Source organism: Rhizobium sp. NXC24 (assembly GCF_002944315.1).
Classification (GTDB): Bacteria; Pseudomonadota; Alphaproteobacteria; order Rhizobiales; family Rhizobiaceae; genus Rhizobium.
Genome location: NZ_CP024311.1, coordinates 2951451 through 2975865, shown reverse-complemented (window position 1 = coordinate 2975865; position 24415 = coordinate 2951451). Strand labels below are relative to the sequence as shown.

29 protein-coding genes are annotated in these 24415 nt (G+C 59.5%); 19 read left to right on the top strand and 10 right to left on the bottom strand.

Going from position 1 to position 24415, the window contains the following annotated elements:
* Positions 1-84 precede the first annotated feature (84 nt).
* The 7 genes from NXC24_RS14735 to hemP all read right to left on the bottom strand — a co-directional run bounded on the left by NXC24_RS14735 (position 85) and on the right by hemP (position 5130).
* Positions 85-489, bottom strand: a complete 405-nt coding sequence (locus NXC24_RS14735) for a hypothetical protein (protein ID WP_104823975.1) — start codon at positions 487-489, stop codon at positions 85-87.
* Between the two features lie 9 nt (positions 490-498).
* Complete coding sequence (locus NXC24_RS14730) at positions 499-846, bottom strand: DUF883 family protein (protein ID WP_104823974.1); 348 nt, start codon at positions 844-846, stop codon at positions 499-501.
* Between the two features lie 177 nt (positions 847-1023).
* Entirely contained in the window at positions 1024-1815 is a 792-nt protein-coding gene (locus NXC24_RS14725) for a heme ABC transporter ATP-binding protein (protein WP_104823973.1), read from the bottom strand.
* 7 nt (positions 1816-1822) lie between these two features.
* Complete coding sequence (locus NXC24_RS14720; protein ID WP_104825178.1) at positions 1823-2917, bottom strand: iron ABC transporter permease; 1095 nt, start codon at positions 2915-2917, stop codon at positions 1823-1825.
* Between the two features lie 19 nt (positions 2918-2936).
* Complete coding sequence (locus NXC24_RS14715; protein WP_104823972.1) at positions 2937-3869, bottom strand: hemin ABC transporter substrate-binding protein; 933 nt, start codon at positions 3867-3869, stop codon at positions 2937-2939.
* Positions 3870-3879: 10 nt separating this feature from the next.
* Entirely contained in the window at positions 3880-4947 is a 1068-nt protein-coding gene (locus NXC24_RS14710; RefSeq protein ID WP_104823971.1) for a ChuX/HutX family heme-like substrate-binding protein, read from the bottom strand.
* A 9-nt stretch (positions 4948-4956) separates the two neighbouring features.
* Complete coding sequence (gene hemP, locus NXC24_RS14705; protein ID WP_104823970.1) at positions 4957-5130, bottom strand: hemin uptake protein HemP; 174 nt, start codon at positions 5128-5130, stop codon at positions 4957-4959.
* Between the two features lie 194 nt (positions 5131-5324).
* Between hemP and NXC24_RS14700 the strand changes: the two genes are divergently transcribed.
* The 5 genes from NXC24_RS14700 (at position 5325) to NXC24_RS14680 (ending at position 8179) form a co-directional block, all read left to right on the top strand.
* A complete protein-coding gene (locus NXC24_RS14700; RefSeq protein ID WP_104825177.1) occupies positions 5325-5771 on the top strand; it encodes a hypothetical protein in 447 nt (148 codons plus the stop codon).
* Positions 5772-5775: 4 nt separating this feature from the next.
* Positions 5776-7050, top strand: a complete 1275-nt coding sequence (locus tag NXC24_RS14695) for a TonB family protein (RefSeq protein ID WP_104823969.1) — start codon at positions 5776-5778, stop codon at positions 7048-7050.
* Positions 7051-7172: 122 nt separating this feature from the next.
* On the top strand, positions 7173-7571 hold the full coding sequence (locus NXC24_RS14690; RefSeq protein ID WP_104823968.1) for a DUF2325 domain-containing protein: 399 nt from the start codon (positions 7173-7175) through the stop codon (positions 7569-7571).
* Complete coding sequence (locus tag NXC24_RS14685) at positions 7568-7846, top strand: hypothetical protein (RefSeq protein ID WP_104823967.1); 279 nt, start codon at positions 7568-7570, stop codon at positions 7844-7846. The genes NXC24_RS14690 and NXC24_RS14685 overlap by 4 nt, the downstream gene beginning before the upstream one ends.
* 18 nt (positions 7847-7864) lie before the next feature.
* Complete coding sequence (locus tag NXC24_RS14680; RefSeq protein ID WP_104823966.1) at positions 7865-8179, top strand: antibiotic biosynthesis monooxygenase; 315 nt, start codon at positions 7865-7867, stop codon at positions 8177-8179.
* Between the two features lie 43 nt (positions 8180-8222).
* On the opposite strand, the gene NXC24_RS14675 is transcribed toward NXC24_RS14680, so the two are convergent.
* The 3 genes from NXC24_RS14675 to NXC24_RS14665 all read right to left on the bottom strand — a co-directional run bounded on the left by NXC24_RS14675 (position 8223) and on the right by NXC24_RS14665 (position 10181).
* Positions 8223-8600, bottom strand: a complete 378-nt coding sequence (locus tag NXC24_RS14675) for a DUF423 domain-containing protein (RefSeq protein WP_104823965.1) — start codon at positions 8598-8600, stop codon at positions 8223-8225.
* Between the two features lie 8 nt (positions 8601-8608).
* Complete coding sequence (locus tag NXC24_RS14670; RefSeq protein ID WP_104823964.1) at positions 8609-8998, bottom strand: group II truncated hemoglobin; 390 nt, start codon at positions 8996-8998, stop codon at positions 8609-8611.
* A 139-nt stretch (positions 8999-9137) separates the two neighbouring features.
* Positions 9138-10181 carry a substrate-binding domain-containing protein gene (locus NXC24_RS14665; protein ID WP_104823963.1) on the bottom strand — a complete coding sequence of 348 codons (1044 nt, stop codon included), beginning with the start codon at positions 10179-10181 and terminating at the stop codon, positions 9138-9140.
* A 135-nt stretch (positions 10182-10316) separates the two neighbouring features.
* Here NXC24_RS14665 and NXC24_RS14660 point away from each other — a divergent pair, with 135 nt between their 5' ends.
* From NXC24_RS14660 to crcB, 14 genes are all read left to right on the top strand, one after another.
* Entirely contained in the window at positions 10317-11360 is a 1044-nt protein-coding gene (locus NXC24_RS14660; protein WP_104823962.1) for a Gfo/Idh/MocA family oxidoreductase, read from the top strand.
* 4 nt (positions 11361-11364) lie between these two features.
* On the top strand, positions 11365-12258 hold the full coding sequence (locus tag NXC24_RS14655) for a sugar phosphate isomerase/epimerase (protein ID WP_104823961.1): 894 nt from the start codon (positions 11365-11367) through the stop codon (positions 12256-12258).
* 246 nt (positions 12259-12504) lie between these two features.
* Positions 12505-13773, top strand: a complete 1269-nt coding sequence (locus NXC24_RS14650; RefSeq protein ID WP_104823960.1) for an extracellular solute-binding protein — start codon at positions 12505-12507, stop codon at positions 13771-13773.
* Positions 13774-13845: 72 nt separating this feature from the next.
* A complete protein-coding gene (locus NXC24_RS14645; protein ID WP_104823959.1) occupies positions 13846-14748 on the top strand; it encodes a sugar ABC transporter permease in 903 nt (300 codons plus the stop codon).
* 1 nt (position 14749) lies between these two features.
* The gene (locus NXC24_RS14640) at positions 14750-15634 is read left to right on the top strand and encodes a carbohydrate ABC transporter permease (protein WP_104823958.1); all 885 of its coding nucleotides are present in this window, start codon (positions 14750-14752) and stop codon (positions 15632-15634) included.
* 53 nt (positions 15635-15687) lie between these two features.
* Positions 15688-16788 (top strand): sn-glycerol-3-phosphate ABC transporter ATP-binding protein UgpC, encoded by a 1101-nt coding sequence (ugpC, locus tag NXC24_RS14635; RefSeq protein WP_104823957.1) that lies wholly within the window; start codon positions 15688-15690, stop codon positions 16786-16788.
* Positions 16789-16870: 82 nt separating this feature from the next.
* The gene (locus NXC24_RS14630; protein WP_104825176.1) at positions 16871-17434 is read left to right on the top strand and encodes a TetR/AcrR family transcriptional regulator; all 564 of its coding nucleotides are present in this window, start codon (positions 16871-16873) and stop codon (positions 17432-17434) included.
* A 19-nt stretch (positions 17435-17453) separates the two neighbouring features.
* Complete coding sequence (locus NXC24_RS14625; RefSeq protein WP_104823956.1) at positions 17454-17795, top strand: SMR family transporter; 342 nt, start codon at positions 17454-17456, stop codon at positions 17793-17795.
* Between the two features lie 204 nt (positions 17796-17999).
* A complete protein-coding gene (locus NXC24_RS14620; protein WP_104823955.1) occupies positions 18000-18785 on the top strand; it encodes a ThuA domain-containing protein in 786 nt (261 codons plus the stop codon).
* A gap of 8 nt (positions 18786-18793) precedes the next feature.
* The gene (locus tag NXC24_RS14615) at positions 18794-19837 is read left to right on the top strand and encodes a Gfo/Idh/MocA family oxidoreductase (RefSeq protein ID WP_104823954.1); all 1044 of its coding nucleotides are present in this window, start codon (positions 18794-18796) and stop codon (positions 19835-19837) included.
* Positions 19838-20134: 297 nt separating this feature from the next.
* Positions 20135-21235, top strand: a complete 1101-nt coding sequence (locus NXC24_RS14610; RefSeq protein ID WP_104823953.1) for a helix-turn-helix transcriptional regulator — start codon at positions 20135-20137, stop codon at positions 21233-21235.
* Between the two features lie 260 nt (positions 21236-21495).
* Positions 21496-22320 carry a class I SAM-dependent methyltransferase gene (locus NXC24_RS14605; protein WP_104823952.1) on the top strand — a complete coding sequence of 275 codons (825 nt, stop codon included), beginning with the start codon at positions 21496-21498 and terminating at the stop codon, positions 22318-22320.
* 257 nt (positions 22321-22577) lie between these two features.
* Positions 22578-23981, top strand: a complete 1404-nt coding sequence (locus tag NXC24_RS14600) for a voltage-gated chloride channel family protein (protein WP_245463883.1) — start codon at positions 22578-22580, stop codon at positions 23979-23981.
* A 43-nt stretch (positions 23982-24024) separates the two neighbouring features.
* Positions 24025-24414 carry a fluoride efflux transporter CrcB gene (crcB, locus tag NXC24_RS14595; RefSeq protein ID WP_104823951.1) on the top strand — a complete coding sequence of 130 codons (390 nt, stop codon included), beginning with the start codon at positions 24025-24027 and terminating at the stop codon, positions 24412-24414.
* The last annotated feature ends 1 nt before the right edge of the window (position 24415 follow it).

The window sequence follows — 24415 nt, the reverse complement described above, 5'->3', positions numbered from 1 at the left end:
ATTCTGTTGCGCCCATGAGGCTTTAGCGCGCCTGTTTGCCGTGATGTGCGGACTTGTGATGCAGCATGAGCCGATCAAGTCGCCCTAATCATCCCGCCTCTTTGTGCTCATCAAGTTGCCGAACACCAGGGCGGTCGCAATGGCGGCGGTCAGCAGCGGTTGCGACTTTGCAAGGCCGATTGCTGCGACGGCCATGGTTTCCAAGGCGGCGCGGCGTTCGCGGGCACGGCGTTCTTCCTGCTTGTTGATGATCATCATGATGACGAGAACGATCACGGCGAGCACCAGGGCGCCGGCGGCAATCAGCAGCGCCGAAACGGCTGCGCCGTAAATGGTTGCCAGCCAGATGGCGGCCGCTATGAGGGCAAAGGCATAGGCCGTCAGAAAGAGGATAGCGGCGATGCCAATGAAAACACCGCTGCGTTTCGTGCGCGCAACGGTGCGATGCAATGTGCCCGAGAGAAGCAGGCCGAGTAACGGAGCTAGCATTGCGGCTCCTTAACGGCGCGACAGAAGCAGGGCAAACGCCAATCCGAAAGCTGCAGCAGCCCCGATGGTGGCAATGGGGTGTTGGCGCACGGTCCTTCGCATTTCGCGCGTGCCCTTCGCATAGCCGTGCTGCAATTCACGCAGCAGGTCTTCGCCGCGAGCTGTCAAATCCTCAAGCCCGGTTTCGGCGCGCGCGCGCATCGTCTTGCTCTGGATCGCGCTGTTTTCACCGACGATCTTGGCGAAAGCGGCAATTTCGTTGCGCAGATGTTCGATCTGCTCCTCAATGCTGGCTTCGAGGTCATGTAGGCTGCCGCCATTACGCTTAGCTCGCGCCGAATGGAGGATGGTTGCCATGGTCTTGCTCCCTTACGTCGTTAGCGTCTGTGGCCTGGCGCCGCAAAGCTGCGCCGACTTTTGCGATGAGCGAATGCTGCCAGACATGTTGCTGCTGATTGCGCAGAACATTGATCTGGATCACCGATCATCAACGCGGCGATGCAACGAAAAGTTCCGGATTTGACGAAAGGAAGGTCAGTGCGTCAGTGCACTGTGGGCGAGAACGAATGGGACGCCGTCGATGGGTACGCGATTGACCCTGAGCGCACAGCCGAAGACATCCTGCAAATGCTGGTCGGTCAGAACGTCCCCCACGGGGCCTGCTGCTCGCAGCCGTCCGTTCTTGAGCAGGACTATCTGGTCGGCGAAGAGAGCCGTGAGGTTCAGATCATGCATGACGGCGATGACGCCGCCGCCGCGCCGACAGAATTGCCGGGCGAGCGTCATGATGGTCAGTTGATGGCTGATATCGAGGCTGGAGACGGGTTCATCGAGAAGCAGCCAGCAGGGCTTGCCGTCGACGATGGGTTCGGAGATCTGGCATAGCACCCGGGCGAGCTGGACGCGCTGTTGCTCGCCGCCGGAAAGCTCCTGATAAAAGCGCCCTTCGAAGCCGGCGAGATCGACGGAGGAGAGCGCCTCCGCGGCGATGCGATCGGCCTGCTCGGGACGGCTGTTGCGGCCGCTCGTCAGCCCCATGCGGACGATTTCGCGAACGGTGAAGGGAAAAGAGATGGTGCTCGCCTGCGGCAGCACGCCACGCATTTCCGCCAGTTGCCAGGCTTGAAGGCTGCCGATCTCCGATGCGTTGAGGCGCACCGAACCTTGATAGGCGAGCTCCCCCGAAATGGCCTTCATGGTCGTCGTCTTGCCCGAACCGTTCGGCCCGCAGATCGCCGTCAGCGCGCCGGCTTCGGCGGTAAAGCAAACGTCGTGCACGACTGTCTTGCCGGAGAACCGGACGGAAAGGTCAGAGACGTCGATCATCGAAAACTCACAGGCTGAGGCGCGAACGCTGCCGAAGCAGCATCCACAGGAAGAAAGGCCCGCCGACACCAGCGGTGATAATGCCGATCGGCAGTTCGGCAGGCGAGACGACGGTGCGGGCCACCACGTCGGCGATCATGAGCAGCGAGCCGCCGAGCAGGGCGGAGGCCGGCAGCAGAAAGCGATGATCCGGGCCGATCGCCATGCGCAGGATGTGCGGCACGATGATGCCGACGAAGCCAATGCCGCCGCTGACCGCGACGGAGGCGCCGGTTGCGGCCGCAACGCTGACGATAGCAATATTCTTTAGCCGCTGCACGGCGACTCCCATGTGGAAGGCTGCCGCTTCGCCGAGCGTCAGTGCATTGAGACCGCGTGCCATGAAGGGCAGTGGCAGCATGGAGAGGACGATGATCGGTCCGGCGGCGGCGATCTTGGTCCAGGTCGCACCGGCGAGCGACCCCATGCTCCAGAAGGTGAGATCACGCAATTGCCGATCATCTGCCATGTAGATCAGCAGGCCGGTCGCCGCCAGCGCCAGCGCGCCGAGCGCAATACCGGCCAGGAGCATGGTCGCTATGGATGTCTGTCCGTGCCGCGTCGCCACTCTGTAGAGAAGCACGGTCGTGACGAGGCCGCCGATGAAAGCGGCGATCGGCAGGGAAAAGATGCCGAAGAGATGCGCGACGGGGGCAAGGATGCCGCCGCCGAGGACGATCATCCCGACCGCGCCGAGACTGGAACCGGCCGAAATGCCGATCAGGCCGGGATCGGCCAGCGGATTGCGGAACAGGCCCTGCATGACCGCGCCGGAGACTGCGAGACCGCCACCGATCAGGAATCCGAGAATGGCGCGGGGGAGGCGGATGTCGAAGATGATGATACGGTCGCGGCTGCTCAATGCGCTGTCCGCACCGCCGCTTATCATGCTGCCGATGACGTCGACGATCGAGGCATCGGAGGCGCCGGTCGTGATCGAAAACGAGAACGCAAGGAAGGCGGAGATCACGAGGCCAGCCAAAACGAAGAGGGAGAGCGCAGTACGGTCGCCCTCGTGATGACGGCGGTCCCTTCTGTGCGACATGCGCTTCAGCCCCGGCATGACCTCGTTGAGCGCCACCTCAGCCTCCGTAGATCGCGGCGTTCAGCTCGCGCACGGCGCTGGCGGTACGCGGCCCGAAGCCGAGCAGGTGCAGGCCGTCCATGCGGATGATCGCCTTGTGGCTCGCCGCGGGCGTCAGCGAAATCGCCGGCTGCTTCAAGAGGTCGTCCTCTTTTATCGACAGCGGACCTTCGCGATCCATGATCAGGATGACGTCCGGCTTGGCCTCGATGATCGCTTCGTCGGTCAGTGGCTTGTAGCCCGAAAAACTGTCGACGGCATTGATGGCGCCGGCAAGCTTGATGATGCCGTCGGCGGCGGTGGCGCCGCCGGAAGCGAGGATCTTGCCGTTCTGGTTGCTCAGGATGAATAGCACGCGTTTGCGTTCGGCTTCAGGGCGTTTCCCGGAGTCTGTAATCGCAGCGTCGAGATCGGCGGCAACCTTGTCTTCGAGCGCCTTCGCCTTATCCGGCACGCCGAGCAGCGAGCCGACGACGTCGATCTTCTTCAAGATGCCGTCGCGGTCATAAGTTTGCGGTACGGTTTCGAAAGGCACGCTGGCATTGCGCAGCACCGTAAGAGCCTCCGGCGGGCCGGAGCCGTCCACCGCGATGATGGCAGTCGGATTGACGGCTAGGATGCCCTCCGGCGATAGCGCGCGCATATAGCCGACATCAGGCAGCTTGGCTGCCGATTCCGGATACATGCTGGTGGAGTCGCGGGCGATCAGCCTGCCTTCCTCGCCGAGTGCGTAGACGATCTCGGTGACATCGCCGCCAATCGAGACCAGGCGAGACGTGTCGATCTTCGGCGCTTCCGCGGCATGGGCACGCTCGACCAGGCTATAGCCGCCCTTGACCGGGCTTGCGGGGACCAGTGGTAGAGTCATCACCAGCGCCGTCAGCGCGATTTCCCACGGCTTGATGCGCTTGAGGTTCTTCAACATCGTCATGGCCCGATCCTTACGCGGCGACGCTGGCGTCGGCCTTCGGCAGGTTCTCGATGATGGCGCGCCAGTCGGGACGCTCGTCGAAGCCTTCCTTCCGCTTGCCGAAGAACTGGATGATCATCTCGCCTTTGGCGTTGTAGGCTTCGAGCGAGGTGACGTGACCGTCCTTCGTCGGCTTGCGCACGGCCCAGGCCTCGGCAATGTGATCCTGGCGCAGATGCAGATGGAAGGTAGGGTCCATGATGTTGATCCAGGGCCCCATGGCCTGGACGTTGAAAATCGGCCCGGAATGGATCTGCACGATGCCGTCATTGGCGACGAAGCACATGATAGGCAGACCTTCGCGAACGGAAGCATGCATCATCTCAGCGACCGCGTTCGTCTCCAACTTCCAGGCATAATCGTCGCCGACCGTGCGGATCGCCGCCTGGCGGCCGATCTTCAGCTTTTTCAGCATGCCGAAGAATTCATGCGTGTCCGTCATGCGGCTCCAGTGGTCGCGCAGTTCGTCCCGGCTGACATCGCCGTCGATCTCGCCGTTATCGTAGCCCGAGCGATCCTCTAAAAAATCCTGCGACTGATCTTCGAGCCGCAGTTCGGCGACGATGGCGTGATAGGCCTCGACATTCGAGGCGGGGCGCAAATGCACCTTATGAACGGCGTCGCCGGCCTTATCGAAGAATTGCAGGCTGAGCCGCTGCTGGTCGCCATCCGTCTTGGTGACGGCGAAGGCATGCGCCCAGCGCTTCGGGAAGATGCGCAGATCGATGTTTTCGCCGAGCACGATGGCCGCCTGCACGCCTGATTTGATGTTTTCGTAAGCCCCGATCTTTTCATGCACGGCGCTTTCGTTGCGCGACAGCGCCAGGACTTCGCCGAGGGAAGCGACGTGGGCAAGGAACCGGTGGGCATCGGCATCGATACGAATAGCGGAAATGCCGACTTCCGCGGCAACTAGCGCCGCTTCGGAAACGCCCAATCGAGCGGCGATATCGCGCTCGCGCATTTTCGAATTTTCGGCGCGGAAGGCGCGGATATCGGCTGGGGCCAATCGGATCGTTTCTCTAGTCGTCTCAGTCATCTGCAATGCCTATTTGTTGAGAATGAGTTTGCCTTGGCGCGTGATTTTCATCCGGTAGATGATGCCCTCGTGCCTGATCATGATTTCAGTCTGGCCACGAAAAATATCCGTGCTCTCGACAATTCTAATGTGCGGTGCGGCTGTTGGCGGCACCGGCTGTATTGGTGTTTTCTCAGCAATCATCCTGCTTGGTTTGGCCTGAAAATTCATAGGAAGCCGGGTTCTGGTCCGGCCAGATTTATCTTGACTCACATACTCAATGTTTTCTAAAGACGCAATAGAAGACTGTAAGAGTCAAGTTTAAATTTTGGGCGATGCGCGCAGGAGCATCGATGTTCGATTCGCGTCCGCCAGCAGATATTCAGGAGAGATTGCCGATGCCGACGAAAACGATTTTGGCGCTGGCTGCCGGCGGGCTGTTCACCATTGCCTCCTGCCTCCCGGCCTTCGCGCAAGATGCGACCGCGGCTTCGGCGAATGCGCCGAAGCTCAGTGTCGAACTTAATGCGCTCGTGCCGTCTCAGAAGGGCTGCATGATGACCTTCGTCGCGGAAAACGATCTGGCAACACCGATCGGCAAGATCTCCTTCGAGCTTGCCTTCTTCAACGACAAGAATGCGGTCGACCGCGTGACCGTTCTTGATTTTCGCGACCTGCCGGTCGGCAAGAAGCGGGTGCGGCAATTTGATATGCCCGGTGTGAAGTGCGAGAGTGTCAGCCGCATCATCATCAACGATACGCCGGTGTGCGATGGTCCGGCGGCGGGGCAGTGTAAGGCCGCGCTCACGACGCGTTCACAGCTTTCCGTTCCTTTCGAAGGCTGAGACTATGGCCTCGCGCTCGGTCAAGGTTTCCATCGAGCGTCGCCGCGCCGGCGGTGACATGAATGACAACAATCCGAGTGTGCTTCCCGGCCACGAGCTAGCCGGCCTTGACGGCCTGCCGAGCCCGCCGGCCGCCGAGGCGGTTGTTCATTACAGCCGCTTTGCCCAGATTGGTTCGTTTCCTGCCCATCCGAGTGAGCCCGTGGCGGATGCGTCGGGGCCGCCCAGCATGGATCTGTCGGCGGAGAGACCGGATCGCGTCCTCGCGCTGGGTAAGAGAACAGTCACCTTCGCCTGCGTAGGCTCCTTCCTCTTTCACGCTGCCATTGTCGCCGCTTTGTTGGTGACGATGGTTGCAACGCCCGAAGATGCTGTGGAAGAGGCAGGCGATACCGTCAGCGTCATCATGCTCGGCAGCTCCGATATGGACCAGATGTCGGCAGGCGAGGAAAGCAAGGACCCGCAGCCCGAAGAGATAACGGCAGATGCCGTGCAGCCGGAGACGGTGCAGCCAGCCGATGTAACGCCCGCAGAAACGGAAGCTGTTCAGCCGATGCCTCAAACCATGGAGGCCGCACAGCCGTCGCAACAGGTGTCCCCGGAAACGGTCGTCAGCCCGGAGCCGGAGGTGCTGGCGACGCAGGCGCCGGCCGAGACGACAGTGGTTCAGCCGATGACGGCATCTGTCCAGCCGACAGATGCTGAGTCTACCGAAGTCCGACCCGCGGAACCGGTTGAAGTGCAGCCGACGGAAACTGCACAAGCGGCCATACCGCCCACTGAAGTGGTGACCCCGGTCGAAAAACCGGCTCAACAAGCCAAGCCTGTCGAGAAGCCGAAAGACGTCGTCAAGAAGCCGGTGCCGAAGGCCGTAAAGAAGGCCGGCTCGGGCGGTGAGAGCGAGCAGGATTCGAAGAAGGGTTCTGCAGAAGGCACCGAAACCGCGCAGTCGAATACCAATTCGCTAACCGATGGCCAGCGCAGCGGCTCAGGCAGTGCGGCCGTTGCCAATTATCCAGGCAAAGTGCAGTCCCGCATTCGCCGCGCTGTCCGCCTGTCGTCGAAATACGAAAAGGGCATAACGGTTCGTGTGCGTCTGACGATCGGTTCGGGCGGTGAGCTCAGTTCCCTCTCCGTAGCGCGGAGTTCCGGCATTCCTGAACTGGATGAAGCCGTTACCGATGGTGTTCGCCGCGCCGCGCCGTTTCCGCCGCTGCCACCGGAATGGGGCAAGCCTAGCTGGTCCTTCACGCAAGAGGTTCAGGTGACAGGGCGATAGCCAGCAATAAAATATGACATAAATTATCAACTTTATACTTTACTGCAAAAATCAACTTTAATATGGTCCGCTTGCGCTCGCCGGAATCGAGCGCGCAAGAGCAACCAGCAAACGGGTGATGCATGGCGCGTAAGGGGAAAAAGGATTTTGGCCGCGATAGCAGCGAGGCGCAAACGCCGGCGCAGGTATCGGCAAGATCCAGTCTCGACGGGCGCAGTTTCCTTTATGTCGGCGGCCGGGATTGCCAGGTGGCGCATCTTCGTCAGATCGCCAGCAGTTTTGGCGCTGAGCTGATCCACCACGACGGCGGCTTGCGCGAGGCCGTGTCGCGCATCGACACCGTGCTGCCCTCCGTCGACTGCGTCTTCTGCCCGATCGACTGTATCAGTCACGATGCCTGCCTGCGGGTGAAGACCGGCTGCAAGAAATTCGGCAAGGCTTTCATACCCTTGCGCAACGGCAGCAAGTCGAGCCTCGAGCGGGCGCTACAGACGATGAACGAACGAGACAATTCCCGATGACTGACAAAGGCCCTGACGGGTTCATGATGATCGGCCTGCACAGGCTGGCCTCGCAGAAGGGCGACGGCTTGGTGCCGGAACTCTACGAGCTGCTGATGCGCCGCGCCGAAGAGCGACGGCAGGCTCCGAACGTGACGGCTTTTCCCTTTTGGCAAACGCGGCTTCCAGGCGAAGAACCGGAGACGCCGCTCGGCATTTCTGCGCGCGACGGCACGAATGTCATTGCCTTTACACAGCAGCCGGGCAAAACTGCCGAGCGCCGCAAGAAGGTCTGACTGTCGGGAGATCCAGCCATGTATATTGCGATGAACCGCTTCAAGGTCGTCATCGGTTCCGAGAGCGCTTTTGAAGCCGTCTGGAAAGGTCGCGATTCACGGTTGGAAGAGGTCCCGGGTTTCGTAGAATTCCGCCTGCTGCGCGGCGGCACAAATGTGGAAGAGGGCTTTACGCTGTTTTCCTCGCATACGATCTGGCGCACCGAAGAGGATTTCCTCAACTGGACCAAATCCGAGAATTTCCGCATGGCGCACCGCAACGCCGGAGATAACAAGGCGCTCTATTGGGGACCGCCTCGCTTCGAGGGATTCAATGTGGTCGCCGGGGTTTGACGGCGTCGCTACATATCAGTCAGGCGAGATAATCGGCGGTTCTTCAAGCTTCCGTCACGGCTCTTTTAAAGAACGCTCCCAGAGCCACCACAGCCCAACCCGCTATCATGCCGAGCCCTCCTGTTGGTGCGGCCAATGGGAAAAGCGAGTCACCGCCGAAATGGCGGCTGATGAGATCGCCGGCAAAGATCAGTGTTCCCAACCCAAGCAGCACCGCCGCCACCGGCGCGGTGCGGATGCGATCGTATCCGGCATAGAGGGCAAGCAGGGCAGGGGCATGGGCCAGGCACATGGTTGCGGCAGAGCCGAGAAAATGCGCATCGCCGCCATGGGATGCTGCCGCCGCAAGCGCGACACCGGCGCCGCCGAGAATGCCGGCGACAAACAGGGTGAGCGGACGGATTGTGGCGCTGAAGCTCATGTCTTTTCTCATTCCCGGTTCTGCATATGAAAGGCGAGGCGCTCGATCGGCTCCCAGATGATGGCCCGAAGCTTCTCGTTCTCGATGGTTTCGTCCATGGCGCGGCGGAAGCAGAGGAGCCATTCGTCGCGTTCGCTAGGCCCAATCGCGGCAACGAAATGGCGGCTGCGCAGGCGCGGATGACCGCGCTTTTCGATATAGAGCTGCGGTCCGCCAAGATAGCCGGTCAGATATTCGTAGAGCTTTTCTTCGGAGCCTTCGAGGCTTGGCGGATGCACGGCGCGGCAGTTTGCTGCTTCCGGCAACGTATCCATTAGTTCGTAGAAGCGCGCCGTCAGCGCCCGCACGGTCCGGTCGCCGCCGATTGCCTGGTAAAGTGTGATGGTCTCTTCGCTCAAATGCCGGCCCCCATTCGCTGCGCTCTACATGGCAACTCGTGAGGCTGGCTGCAACTGTCGATAGCCTGCATGCGGCGTTTCGGCGCTGCGGTGGCATGATCTTGTTTAAAAGCTGCTCCGCATCTTCCGAGATCGTGCGTTATTCGGCCGCCATCAGATGGAAACTGTCGCTTTCCCCGGGGATGAGTTCGAGCGGCCAGATCGTCTGGCGCGTCTTCCTGGGATATTCCTGGCTGTAGGCGGGCATGCCGGAAAGCAGGATTTCGGCCAGTTCGACGCCAAGGTCGTGCAGTGAGGTGCGAAAGCAGGTCAGCGCCGGCTGCAGGAATTTGGCGCGCGGCGCCTCGCGGAAGCTGACGACGGCAATATCGCGTCCCGGAATGATGCCGGCTTCCATCATGCGCCGATAGAGGCCGATAGCCATCAGTTCGTAGATCAGGATCACGGCCGTTGGCCTTTGTTCGAGCCGCAACAGCTCGTCGGCGACTTGATACCCACCCTGTTCGCTCGATTTGGCGCGAATGACCAAGGCCGGGTCGTAGGCGATGCGATGCCGCTCCAGCGCGCGGCGATAGCCTTCCACGAAAACGAAGCCGAGATTGATGTCGCTAGCGGGGGCGCTGATGGCGATGCGGCGATGTCCATGCGCCACGAGCCGGTCGACTGCGCAGTTGACGACGCCGTCGAAATCGAGGTCTGCCCATGGATGCTGCGTGCCCGAAAGGCTGCGCCCGAGTGCTACGAAAGGGATCTTCGCCTTGGCGAGCAAGTCGAAACGCTTGTCGACGCGATGCGTCTCCGAAATGATGAGCGCATCGGCGATGCGTCTCGCCACCATGCGCTTCAGATATTCATAGGGGTCTTCGTCATGCGGACAGGGCAACATGATCAGATCGAGCTTGTGGCGCGACAATACGCTCTGCAGCCCGCCTGTTACGGTCAAAAAGAAATTATCGCTGTTTTCAACAGTCTCCCTGCTGGATTGGATCATCAGCCCAATGACGTTCGTCGTGCCTTGCCGCAGGCTGCGCCCTGATTGGTTCGCCACATAGCCAAGCTGTTCTGCGGCGGCGAGTACGCGCTTGCGGGTCTCCTCGTTGACATCAGGCTTGCCGTTCAACGCGCGTGATACTGTGCCGATCGAGATATCGAGATGCTCGGCAAGCTGACGAATTCCCTTCATCGGCTGCGGTCTTCCTCCATGCGCCATTTTCCATAGTCCTCCTCTATTGACACAGGAAAATCTTTTCGCATAGTATCGTAAACGTTTACGGAGCGCGTGTCATGAGGGGTTACGCACCGCCCGCTGGAGGACATCGTGAAATTTAATGCCATTTTGTGCGGGTGCGGAGCTATGTCCAAGGGCTGGCTCAGGGCCATCACCTTGACGCCGGCGCTTGCCGAATCCATTCAGATCGTCGGCCTGGTCGACCTCAATCGGGCGACGGCGGAAGGTCTTGCGAAGGAATTTGGTCTTGAACATGCCGTCATCGGCTCGGACCTTGCCGAGGTTATCGCCGCGACCAAGGCCGATCTGGTGTTCGACGTCGTCATCCCCGCCGCCCGTTTCGGTGTCGTATCGACGGCCCTGAAGGCCGGTTGCCATGTCCTGAGTGAAAAACCGATGGCAACCTCGCTCGCCGAGGGCGCCGCCCTTATCGATCTCGCCGCCGAGACCGGCAGGGTGCATGCCATCATCCAGAACCGCCGCTTCATCTCCGGCGTGCGCCGCATGCGACGCTTTGTGGAGGAGGGGGCGATCGGCGAACTTACGGGCGTCCATTGCGATTTCTTCCTCGGCCCCCATTTCGGCGGGTTTCGTGAGGAGATGGACAATGTGCTGCTGCTCGACATGGCGATCCATACTTTCGATGCCGCCCGCTTCGTTTCCGGCAAGGTGCCTGTCTCGGTCTACTGCGTAGAAAAGAACCCGGTGGGGTCCTGGTACAAGCATGGCGCATCGGCCCATGCTCTCTTCGATTTTTCCGACGATGTCGTCTTCAGCTATCGCGGCTCCTGGTGTGCCGAAGGTAAGCGTACGAGCTGGGAGAGCCAATGGCGCCTCACCGGCAGCAAGGGCATGCTGACCTGGGACGGCGAGGAGCATTTCGAAGCCAGTGTCGCCGGCAACGAACCGGGGCTGTTGCATGGCTTCACCCCGATCGAGGTTCTCGGCCCGAAGCATGAAGAAGAGACGCATGGCCATGCCAGCGTTATCGCCTCCTTCATCGAAGCGATCAAAACCGGCAAGCCGCCCGAGACCGTAAGCAGTGACAACATTCGCAGCCTCGCCATGGTTCTCGGCGCGATCGAGAGCGCCCAGACGGGCCGGCGCGTCGATATTTCAGCACAAGGACAGTGACATCATGACAAATCCGGCAAAGGCCATCCGCATCGGCACGATGATCAGGGCGACGAACGAGGATGCCGCCAAGGGCATCGCCAAGATCGCCGATCTGGGCTTCGAAAGCTTTGAACCCTTCTTCTGGCAGACGACCAACGGCCAGAACCTTGCGGAACTCGGCAAACGCTGCATCGCCGCCATCGGCGACCGCGACATCACCATTTCGACGATCGGCATGTTCGGCAATCCGCTCGAAAGCACCGAGCTCGACCAGCAGACGCTGCAGGGCTGGAAGGATTGCATCGACAACGCCCATCATTTCGGCGCCACCTGCGTTGCAGGTTTTACCGGCCGCATCCGCAACAAGCCGCTCACCGACAGCCTGCCGCGCTACAAGCAGGTGTGGAGCGAACTTGCCAAGCGCGCCGCTGACAAAGGCATCAAGATCGCCTTTGAAAATTGCGCCATGGATGGCAACTGGGCCACCGGCGACTGGAACATCGCGCATAACCCCGATGCCTGGGAATTGATGTTCAACGAGACGCCCGACGACAATCTCGGCCTGGAGTGGGAGCCGTGCCATCAGATGGTCTATCTGATCGAGCCGCTGCCGCAGATCCGTAAATGGGCAAAGAAGATCTTCCACGTCCATGGCAAGGATGCGACGATCCGCTGGGACGTCATCCGCGAACACGGCATTTTCGGCAAGGAGAAGTTCGTCTTCATGCGCACGCCGGGCTTTGGCGACAGCAATTGGACGGACATCATCTCCGAGCTGCGCCTGGCCGGCTGGTCCGGTTCGATCGACATCGAAGGCTGGCATGATCCGGTTTATCGCGATGCGCTGGAAATGACTGGCCAGATCCACGGTCTGAACTATCTGAAGAAGAGTCGCGGTGGCGAATTCGTCGAATAGGACGCGACCGTTTGGATCGGGATCGATTTAAGAAAAGAGTTGTGCGTTAATCGAGGGGCTGGAGCGGCGCTTTGTAACGCTCCAGACCGGCCCGGACATCGAAACGGAGGAGCGTTGAGAGGTCTGAAGACTGTTTGCCGGGCTAGGTTGGCGGACAGACGTAAAGTCGAGAGGAACGCGCCGACAGGCATCGCGAGCCATGCCGTCGGACGGGTACCGTCAGGTTCGCGAAGTGGAGGAGAATATATGAACATGTTTTCGAAGCTGGCGCTCACCGCCGGCATGTCGCTCCTGTTGGCTGCCGGTGTGGCGCAAGCCCAGGGCAAGACATTTAACGTCTGGTGGTACGAGCTGCCGGATACTGCCCAGGCCAAGGCATGGACGCAGGCGCTGGGCGAACTGAAAGCCAAGCATCCCGACATCACTATCAATTTCGAACAGAAGACCTTCGAGCAGCTACAGAAGGCTGGCAGCCTCATCCTTAATTCGGATCAGGCGCCGGACGTGCTCGAATATAACAAGGGTAACGCCACGGCCGGCCTCGTCGCTTCGCAGGGGCTGCTGACGCCGCTCGACGATGAATTCAAGTCGCGCGGTTGGGACAAGATCCTCAACGAAACCAATACGCAGCTCAGCAAATATGATGAGAACGGCATCTATGGCTCCGGCCCGATGATCGGCATTCCTGCCTACGCCGAATTCGTCTCGGTATTCTATAATATCGACATGTTCCAGGCCAATGGCGTGAAGGTGCCCACCACCCTGGACGAGTTCGAGGCCGCTCTCGATACTTTCAAGAAGAAGGGCATTACGCCGCTCGCCTATGGCACGGTCGATTCCAACGCGCAGCATCTGCTTTACACGCTGGCGCTGACGCAGGCGGATGACACCTGGGTCAAGAACTACCAGGGCCTCAAGGCGCCGCTCGACACCAAGCCCTTCCTGTTTGCTGCTCAGAAGATCGTCGACTGGGTCAGCAAGGGTTACATCTCCAAGGATTCGACCGGTCTCAAGGGCACCGGCGGTGCCGATAACCTGTTCTCGTCCGGTAAATCGCCGATGTTTGTCAGCGGCACCTGGAACAACGGCAATTTCGCGACCAATATCAAGAACTTCAAGTGGAGCCAGTTCATCTTCCCGACGCCGAAATACAGCACCGGCTCCACGGGCAGCATGTTCATGGTGCCGAAGAGCGCCAAGAACAAGGATCTTTCCTATGAGTTCATCGATCTGGTGTTGAGCAAGACAAACCAGAACGCGCAGGCAAATCTTGGCGGTGTCGCCATTGCCGCCGATCCGGCCGCCATCACCGATGAAGTCGGCAAGCGCAACGTGGAGCTTTTCAACCAGATTTCCAGCAAGGGTGGCCTCGGCTTCTATCCGGACTGGCCGGTGCCTGGCTATTACGAGCTTCTCATCCAGGCAACCACCGGTCTGGTGAATGGCTCGGCGACGCCCGATCAGTTCGTCGCGCGCCTGAAGAAGGCCTACGACGACGTGCAGGCGGCTCAATAAAACCATCGGCGGCAATTCATGGCGGCGGGACGGCTTCAATGCCGCCTCGCCGTATCGAACTGGAGGAATTCGATGGAGAAGTCGCAGAACGCGGGGAGAGCAGGATACTACCTTTATATGATCCCGGGCATGCTGGGATTTATCCTGGTGGTGCTCGTGCCGCTGATCGCCAACTTCGCGATCAGCTTTACCACCTGGAAAGGCGGAAACATCGCACCGCGCTATGTCGGGTTCGAGAACTACCAAAGGCTGCTCGCTGATGCGGCGTTCTGGGGTTCGATTCAGCACACGCTCCTGTTCATCATTTCGATGACGATCGTGCCCATTCTTCTTGGGTTGGTTCTGGCGGCGGTCCTGTTCGACTATATCAGCGCCCAATTCAGCGAGGCTTGGTCGAGTTTCTTCCGGGCCGGCTTCTATCTGCCGCAGATTTTGCCGCTGACGGCAGCGGGCGTTCTCTGGGCGTGGATTCTCAATCCGATCGGCATCATCAATGCGGTGCTGAAAGGGATTGGCCTCGATTTCATGGCGCAGAACTGGCTGGGGGATGCAAGCTATGCCCTCTGGGCCGTTTCCGCCGTCATCGTGTGGGTCCAGGTCGGCTATTGCCTGGTGGTGTTCATGTCAGGATTGGCGCGCGTGGATCCTTCGCTTTATGAAGCTGCCGAACTCGACAATGCGAGCTGGTTCGGGCGTTTCCGTTACATCACGATCCCTATGCTCATGCCGGAGATTTTTGTCGTCGCGCTTACGACGCTGATTGCGGCACTGAAGGTCTTCGCGCCGATCTACGTTCTGACGTCCGGCGGCCCGGACAATGCGACGACGGTGCCTTCCTACCTGTCTTACTATCATTTCTTCACGACAAACCGCGTCGGCTATGCAGCGGCGATCGCGACCTTGCAGACTGCAATGACGATCGTCCTCGGCATCGTCTTCCTGCGCATGCAGTCGAAACAAGAGGGAGGACGCTGACATGACGACCACGGCTTCGCTTTCGACCGAGGTTGCATCGGAAATGCATGTGCATCACGGCCAGAAGAAGGGCCTTGCCCGCTGGATCGTCCTCGCTATCCTGCTCGTCTTCCTAGCTGCTACGCTCTTTCCGTTCCTGCTGGCGGCTTTGAACGCGATCAAGACGCCGACGGACTATGCAGCCAATGGTCCGCTTGCCTTGCCGCATAGTTTCGACCTGACGGCGCTCAAGAACTTCTGGACGACGGTCGATTTCACCCGCAAGCTCTTCAACAGCATTCTGATCAGCGGGTGCACGGCCATACTGGCTGTCGTCCTCAGCCTGCTCAATGCCTATGCCATCGGCATCGGGCGCGTGCGGGGCGGAAAGGCATTGCTGGTGGTCCTGCTGATTTCCATCATGGCCCCGCAGGAAGCACTGGTTTATCCGCTTTACTACATGGCCAAGCAGGTCGGTCTGTTCGACTCGATGCTTTCCGTGATCCTGATCATCGGCGTCTTGCACACCGCATTCGGCACTTATCTTCTGTCATCGGTCCTGACGACGTTCCCACGGGAGATCATCGAGGCGGCGCAGATCGACAATGCCAGCCGCTGGCAGATCCTTTGGATGGTGATCGTACCGGTGCTGCGGCCGACGCTTGCCGTGCTGGCAACCTTCTTCTTCATCTGGACCTGGAACGAGTTCCTGATCCCCCTGGTTTTCCTGGTCTCCAACAATAACCAAACGGTCTCCGTCGCCATGGGCGTGTTGTCCGGCGCCAATACCCAGGATCCGACCGCGATTGCGGCGGCATCCTTGCTCGGCGTCACACCGACGGTGATCTTCTTCCTGATTTTCCAACGCACGCTGACGCGTGGCGTAGCGGTCGGCGCTGTCAAGTAGGCCGAGGGACAAGGCAGGTCTGACGAAGTTCAATTCTCCTGGAGGAGGAAAAAGTGGCTGGTATCAACATCAAATCCCTCACCAAGCATTTCGGTGCGGTGCAGGTTCTCAACGACATAGACCTGACCATTCAGCGCGGAGAGTTTGTCGTGTTCCTGGGTGGGTCCGGCTGCGGCAAGTCGACTTTGCTGCGGATGATTGCGGGGCTTGAATCGATCACGAGCGGCGAGATCTGGATCGGGGGCAAGCGCGTCGACCAGCTCCCGCCTGGCGAGCGCGGCGTGTCGATGGTGTTCCAGTCTTATGCGCTTTATCCGCATATGACGGTTCGCGACAACATGTCGTTCGGCCTCAGGAACATCAAGACGCCGAAGGCGGAGATCGCAAAGCGCATCGATGCCGCCGCCAAGATATTGGAGATGCCGCATCTGCTGGATCGCAAGCCGTCCGAACTCTCCGGCGGCCAGCGCCAACGTGTCGCCATCGGTCGTGCCATCGTGCGCGAGCCCGAGGTTTTCCTGTTCGACGAGCCGCTGTCCAACCTCGATGCCGGCCTGCGCACCCGCACCCGTGTCGAGCTCGCTCAATTGCATGAACGACTGGGCGCAACGATGGTCTTCGTCACCCACGACCAGGTGGAGGCGATGACGCTTGCCGACCGGATCGTGTTGCTGAACAACAAGAAGATCGAACAGGTGGCGACGCCGGTGGAGATCTATACGCGGCCCGCGACGCGCTATGTCGCTCAATTCGTCGGCTCTCCGGGCATGAACTTCGTCAATGTAGCCAATGTCGGCGAAGCCGGCGGCTTTGCGACGGCGACCTTGCCCGATGGATCTGTTATCAAGACGTCGGTTCCGCTGAACGGTATAACGCGGTCCGAACTGACGCTCGGCATCCGGCCCGAATATCTGGTGGTCGCGACGGCGGAGAAGGGCGACATTGCCGGCACTGTCGAGACGGTGGAGCGATTGGGCGACCGCTCACTCGTCCATGTCAGGCTGAAGGACGGCTCGAAGATCATCGGGACCGACCCGGGCATGACGACCATCGCCACGGGGGCGCCGATCGCCTTTACGGTCAACAGTGCGAAGTTGACAATCTTCGACCAGAACGACGTCGCCCATCATTCCGCGATCGAGAGTACGCACTAGCAGCCGAGAATAATTGCTGCCGCCGGCGCAGAGTGTCAAACCTGCCATTGACGAAACCGTCTATTTGGTATGTTATGTTGGCATGTCTGACGCGCACCACAGAAAGAAGCAGCCTTTGCTCGTCCGCCAGCAGTTGCTGGAGGTGGCGGCGCGGCTTGCATCGGAGAAGGGGATGACGGCGGTGACGCTGGATGCCGTTTCCGGTGCCTCCGGTGTGAGCAAGGGCGGGCTGCTGCATCATTTTCCCAACAAGAATACCCTCTTGGAGGCGTTATTCGACAGCCTGCTCGAGCGCCTAGACCGGGCCATCGAAGAGGCGATGCGGGCCGATCCGTTGCCGCATGGGCGTTTTACCCGCGGCTACCTCCGCGCCTGCCTCGCGCTTCGCGACCAGCCACAGGAAACAAAGGACTGGGCGCAGGTGACGATGGTGCTGCTCAGCGAACCGCAGTTGCGGCAACGCTGGCGGAACTGGGTGCGCGAGCGCAGCGAGGAATATGTCGGCACGGACTCCTCGGCGGATGCCGCGATCGTGCGGCTTGCGACCGATGGGCTCTGGCTCGCCGACCTTCTCGGCAGCCATGAGATGGATGAGAGCGCCCGTGAAAAACTGATCGACCGGCTGATCGAACTCACGCAGCTTTAGAAATCAAGGGAAGACCGTAATGGCGAATGCATCTGTCTATGCGATGCTGCTGGTGGCGATTGTACTGGAAGTGATCGGTACGACGGCTCTGCAGATGTCGCAGCAGTTCACCCGCCTCGGTCCCTCGATCGTGCTTGTGCTGTGTTACGTTGCCGCCTTCTATTTCCTGTCGCTGACCCTGCGTGTCATTCCGGTCGGCATTGCCTATGCCATCTGGAGCGCGCTCGGCATCGTGCTGATCTCTGTTGTCGGCCTGGTATTTTTCCGCCAGAAACTCGATCTGGCTGCCATTATCGGCTTGGGGCTGATCATCGCCGGTGTGCTCGTGGTCAATCTTTTTTCGAAATCCGTGTCGCATTAGAGCGCGTTACACACCTTACATTCACGGTTTATATCATATGACCGAAAACGTTTTCGGTTGCGGCGATTTTGCCTTTGTCAAATCGCTAATGAGCGGCTATGTCTTTGGCTCAGGAGGCCGAGAGGAGAGTTGAGCGGCTATTTCTCAAAGCGCTTTGGATCGGCTAACCTATTCCATTAAGTGTGTTTTTAGAGGAGCACCGAAATGACCATTCGCACCGTCGTTTGGGGGGAGAATATCCATGAGCAAACCAACAAGGTCGTCGCTGAGATCTATCCGGAAGGCATGCATACGACGATTGCCAAGGCGCTGAATAGGGATGCCGGCATAGAGGCGACGACTGCGACGCTGCAGGAGCCCGAGCATGGTCTGAGCGAGGCACGGCTGAAGGACACGGATGTCCTCGTCTGGTGGGGGCATAAGGACCACGGCGCCGTAAAGGACGAAATCGTCGAGCGTGTCGCCAAGCGCGTCTGGGAAGGCATGGGCCTTCTCGTGCTGCATTCCGGCCATTTCTCGAAAATCTTCAAGCGGCTAATGGGCACGCCCTGCGCATTGAAGTGGCGCGAGGCCGGCGAGCGCGAGCGTCTTTGGGTCATTAATCCGCGCCATCCGATCGCCGCCGGCCTTGGCGAGCATTTCGAGCTGGAAAACGAGGAAATGTATGGCGAACAGTTCTCCGTTCCGGAGCCGCTGGAAACGGTGTTCATTTCCTGGTTCCAGGGCGGCGAAGTTTTCCGCTCCGGCATGACCTGGCGTCGCGGCGCGGGCAATATCTTCTATTTCCGCCCCGGCCACGAGACCTATCCGACCTATCACAATGAGACCGTGCAGAAGGTGCTGATCAACGGCGTCAAGTGGGCGCACAATCCGCTCGGCACGCAGGCGAGCATCCATGATGCGCCGAATGTCCCGGTCGAAAAGGCGCTGGAGCCGATCGTCGAACGTGGCCCGAAACTCCACCAGGCCGGCGAAGCCGGTTATCGCTGAGGTACAATATGCGTCTCATAGTTGTTGGCACGGGCGGCATGGCGAAGAACCATGTGGAGCATTTCGCCCGTATTCCAGGTGTCGAGGTCGTTGGTGCCGTGGATACGGATGCGACGAGGCTCACGGCCTTCACCGATATGTTCGATATCAAGAAGCGCTTTTCGTCGCTGGACGAAGCGCTCGCCTGGGGCGAGTTCGACGCGGCGACCAACGTCACGCCGGATCGGGCGCATAATCCGACCACCTTGCCGCTGCTTGCCGCCGGCAAGCATGTGCTCTGCGAGAAACCGCTTGCGGAGAATTACGACAAGGCGCTGGAAATGACGGAGGCGGCCGAACGCGCCGGCGTCGTCAATATGGTGAACCTTACCTATCGCAATGTCGCGCCGCTGCAGAGGGCACGCGAGATGGTGATATCGGGCGAGATCGGCACGGTGAAGCACGTGGAGGCCTCCTACCTGCAAAGCTGGCTCGTCTCGAGGGCCTGGGGCGATTGGCGCAGCGAATCCAAGTGGTTGTGGCGGCTGTCGACCGGTCATGGTTCGAACGGCGTGCTTGGCGATATCGGCATCCATATCCTCGATTTCGCCGCCTATGGCGCGGCGACGGATATCGACCATGTCTTTGCCCGGCTGAAGACCTTCAACAAGGCGCCGGATGAGCGCATCGGCGAATACACGCTCGACGCGAACGACAGCTTTTCGATGACAGTCGATTTCGCCAATGGTGCGCTCGGTGTCGTGCATGCCAGCCGCTGGGCAACGGGGCATCTCAACGAGCTGAAGCTGCGTATCTATGGCGAGAGGGGCGGGCTGGAAATTTCCCATAGTCCGGTTGGCTCCGAACTGCGTGCCTGCCTCGGCGATGATACCGAAACGGCGACGTGGAAGGTTATCGAGGTTCCGCCGGTGCCGACCAATTATCAGCGTTTCGCCGATGCCGTCATGACCGGCAGCCATCAGGACCCGACCTTCCGCCATGCCGCCAACCTGCAGCGGGTGCTGGATCTTGCGATGGTCACGGAAGTGGAGAGACGCGAACTAAAGGTTTGACGGCACCTCTTTTTTACCTTCGACGTTCACGCGGTCGCCTTCGGGCGGCCGTTTCTTTTGAAGACAGTACAATTCCAAGGTATATTTTGTTTTTATTATTAAAACGATGATATCGTTGATTATTTTCTATATATTAGACATATCATATATTGAGAATATTCTATAAAATATCGCTAATACCAAAAATGTTTCTTGAATTATTTAGAATTTATATCAATAAACTGATTCGCACATAATACTTATGGGTATGGTGGGTGAAGTGCTTGGATCGGCCGATCAGGCCGAGGTGAGGGGACAATGCGGTTTGATCTCCATGCGCTAGACCGGGCAACGGACGGATTTTTCGGCGCTGCGCTGGATCCGACGCTGTGGCCGGTCGTGCTGGAGAAGGTCTCGGCCGCGACCGGATCCTACGGCGTCAACATCGCGCCGATCGAAGGTCGGTTGCTGAATACCTTCATCGTCACCGAAAGTCTTATTCCCGCGATGGAGAATTATTTCGCGGAAGAGTGGTACAAGCAGGACTTTCGCAGACAGAACGTGCCGATCATGAGACGTGCGGGAGTGATGGTCGAGCAGGATTTTGCGGGGGAGGACGAGTTCAAAACACTCGACTTCTACCATTCCCAAGAACGTTTCGGCCTGCGTTGGTCGGCAATAATAGGTTTTTCGTCAGGTGACGATCTCCTGGCTTTTGCCTTGCAGCGGCGGATCAAGGACGGTCCCTACAGCCGAGAAGAAGCAAGAAATTTATATCGCATTCGTCAGAAACTTATGATCACGGCGAGAATTATGCGCGACATATCCGCAAGTGAAGTGAAGGGCATGGCGGCCGCCTTCGAAATGGCCAACGTCGCCTGCGTGTTTTTCGATCGGATGGGCCTTGTGACCACCGTCAACGAGAAGATGCGCCGATTGCTCGGCCCCGATCTGCAGATCACCCAGGGGCAAATGCGTCCGACCCGCAAGGATGACGCAAACGCATTCGACCGGCAGCTCAAGGTCGTATTGGGCGAAGACAACCTGCTGACAACGGGGGAGCCCGATATCCTGCTGCTCAGCCGCAAAGGCAGGCGGCCGCTTATCGTGCGCATGCAGCGTCTCGATGGCGGCATGCAGGATATTTTCTGTCATTCCTGTGCCTTTGCGACCATTGAGGACCCTGAGGAGAAAGTCCACCAGCGCCCGGCAACCCTGACCAAGCTTTTTGGATTGACCCGCGCCGAGGCGGAAATTGCCCTGCTGCTTGCCCAGGGTATGACACTGCACGACATCGCCGCCCAGCGTACCGTCAGCTATCAGACTGCCCGCGCCCATTTGAAATCGATCTATCGCAAGACGGACACCAACCGGCAACCGGAACTCTCCCTACTGCTTGCAGGGATCAGGATGGCGTGAGGAGCAGTCGGCATAGCCGACGAACGCCCTGAGCCTTAACGAAGGGCCGGGTGGCGCGGTCAATGTCGTGTCTGAAGGCGATGGGATTTCTGCCCAGTTACATCGAACTGCGCAAACCCTTGCTCGATCCCGATCTTGCCCTATGCACCATTTGCCGGGCCACCAGATACGTCGTGTCGCTGCAACCGCTTGACGGAGCGGGGGCGGGGGCGCAGCATTCTTCCATGATCGTGTGAATGCGGGTCATGGGAGAAGGGGTCATGTCCACCGAAGAACAGGTTGCAAGCCACTATACGCGTGGATCACTGGAGGCGACGATTCTCGGCGGGCTCACGGCCAGCGGCAAGGATATCGAGCATCTCAGCATCGACGATCTCGCCGGTGTCGATGAATTCCATCTCGGGCGGCGCGAGGCTACGGTGGAATTCGCCAAAGATCTCGATTTGCTCGATGGCATGCGGCTTATCGACATCGGATCAGGGATTGGCGGTTCGGCGCGCTATATAGCCAGCGAGTATGGTTGTATCGTCACCGGTGTCGATCTGACCGAGGAATTCGTCAACGTCGCCAATGCCCTGACCGCGCGATGCGGCATGACCATGCAGGTGTCGTTCCACCAGGCGAGCGCGCTGGCGTTGCCTTTTGCCGATGAAAGCTTCGAGCGCGCAACGCTGATCCACGTCGGCATGAACATCGAAGACAAGGCGTCGTTGTTTGCTGAAATACGGCGGGTGCTGAAGCGTGGCGGCCGGTTCGGCCTTTACGAGATCATGCAGGTTCGCGACGGCGCGGTGCCTTATCCTATGCCCTGGGCAATGACGCCGGAAACAAGTTTCGTGTGCAGTCCCATGACCTATCGTCAATTGCTCAAAGGGGCCGGCTTCACGGTGGAGTTCGAACAGGATCGCAGCGCATTGGCAATCCGGATGGCGCAGGAGATGCGCGCCAGCGCCGCAAACGGCGGGCAGGGGCTGAGCCTCGGCGCGCTGATGGGGCCGAGGGCGGCGGAGCGGATGGGCAATGTCAGCACATCGGTCGGAGGCGGCTTGCTCGCTCCTATCGAAATGGTTGCCAAAGCCGATTGATGAAGACCGTGCTTGCGACGCCGGATTGACAGGGGCATTCGCCTATCTGTATGGAAAATCGAACGGTAATGGATTCTGCCGGGCCATGGTGGCCGAACCGCTGCTCTGAATTTTCAGGGTCGCTAATGACTCCTACTCAATACGCCTGACGGGCGATGGAGTAGAGTCATGTCCGCAATCCTGTTGTCACCGCTTTCTTGTTCAATGATCATTGTCCCCGACAGGCCCACCGCCGGTCTTCCGGGAGAGGCGAACTGATGTCCGCATTCTCATTTTTTCATTATCGCTTTCAGCAACTGCGCAGCATATTCAAATGGATCATCCTGGTAGTGCCGATGGCTGCCGTGGTCGGGTCGCTCTGTGCATTGTTTCTGTGGAGCCTCGACCGGGCGACGGCGGCGCGCTTCGATCATCCCTGGTTGATCTTTCTGATGCCTGTCGCGGGCTTTCTGATGGTGCTGGTCTACCAGCGCTTTGGCCGGGGCTCGGAGGGCGGCAATAATCTGATCGTCGAGCAGATCCATGAGCCCGGCGGCGGCGTGCCGCTGCGTATGGCGCCGTTTATCCTCGTCTCGACCGTATTGACGCATCTGGTCGGCGGTTCGGCGGGGCGCGAGGGAACGGCAGTACAGCTCGGCGGCAGTATTGCCAGCGCCTTTGCCAAGCTTTTCCGATTAAGCCACGCCGAGGTTCGTATCCTGCTGATGGCCGGCATTGCCGCCGGTTTCGGTGCGGTGTTCGGTACGCCGATTGCCGGCGCGGTCTTTGCGTTGGAAGTGCTGACGATCGGGCGCATGCAGTATGAAGCTTTGATCCCTTCTCTTATGGCGGCGATTGCGGCCGACTGGACATGCCATGCCTGGGGTATCGAACATGTTCAGTATCATATCGTCTATCTTGCCGGCACTCCGGCGAGCACGTTTCATCTCGACACGCTGTTACTGGCGAAAGTCGGCATCGCCGGCGTGCTCTTCGGGCTGATGGCGCGCTGCTTCAGCGAACTTTCCCACGGGATGTCGGCTGCCTTCAAGAGCATCTGCGCCTACGCGCCGCTCAGGCCCGTCATCGCCAGCGCAATCCTGATCGGCCTCGTCTATGTGCTCGGCACCCGCGAATATTTGGGCCTCGGTGTCTGGTCGCCCAATGCCAACGATGCAACCATTCTCGGCTTCTTCGATCCGGCGCGCATCGACTATTGGAGCTGGTTTTGGAAGGCGGTCTTTACGATTGTGACGCTCAGCTCCGGTTTCAAAGGCGGAGAGGTGACGCCGCTGTTCTTCATCGGTGCTGCGCTCGGCAACGCCGTTGCCGCCGTTCTCGGTGCGCCGGTCGATCTCTTCGCGGCTCTCGGCTTTATTGCGGTTTTCGCAGGCGCTACGAATACGCCGCTCGCCTGCATGATCATGGGCATTGAGCTCTTCGGCGCGACGCATACGGTCTATTTCGCCGTCGCCTGCTTTCTTGCCTATATCTGCAGCGGTCACACCAGTATCTACCTGTCGCAGCGTATCGGTATCGCGAAGAGTGCCGCCGCCAATCCCATTCCCCCCGACGTCAGCCTTCGCCATCTTCGCGATCTCGGCGTCAATTCACTCGGCGACATGATCGGCAAAGTTCGCCAGACGTCATTGCAATCCCAAGGGAAAGGTTCGGAGCCATGATCAGCGACAAGCTTGCCGTTCTAATTTTTACCAGGGGAGTTTCATGAACTATCTGATCGTCTTCCTTGGCGCTGGATTGGGCGGCGCCTTTCGTCTCGGTGTCAATCAGGCGACCATCCGTTTGTTTGGCCTTGGCTTTCCATTCGGAACTCTCGCGGTCAATGTTGTCGGCTCGTTGATCATGGGCCTGCTGACCGAATATTTCGTTCTCCGCAGCGGCCTGTCGCAGGAGTTTCGGCTCTTTCTGACCACAGGTATCCTTGGCGGCTTCACGACATTCTCGACCTTTTCATTGGATGCGGTCGCGCTCTGGGACCGGGGCCAATGGGCGACGTCATTGATCTATGTCACGCTTTCGGTCGCCTTGTCATTGGGCGCATTGGTGGCCGGGCTCATGATTATTCGGCTGCTCGCGCAAAGCCAGACGGCATAAA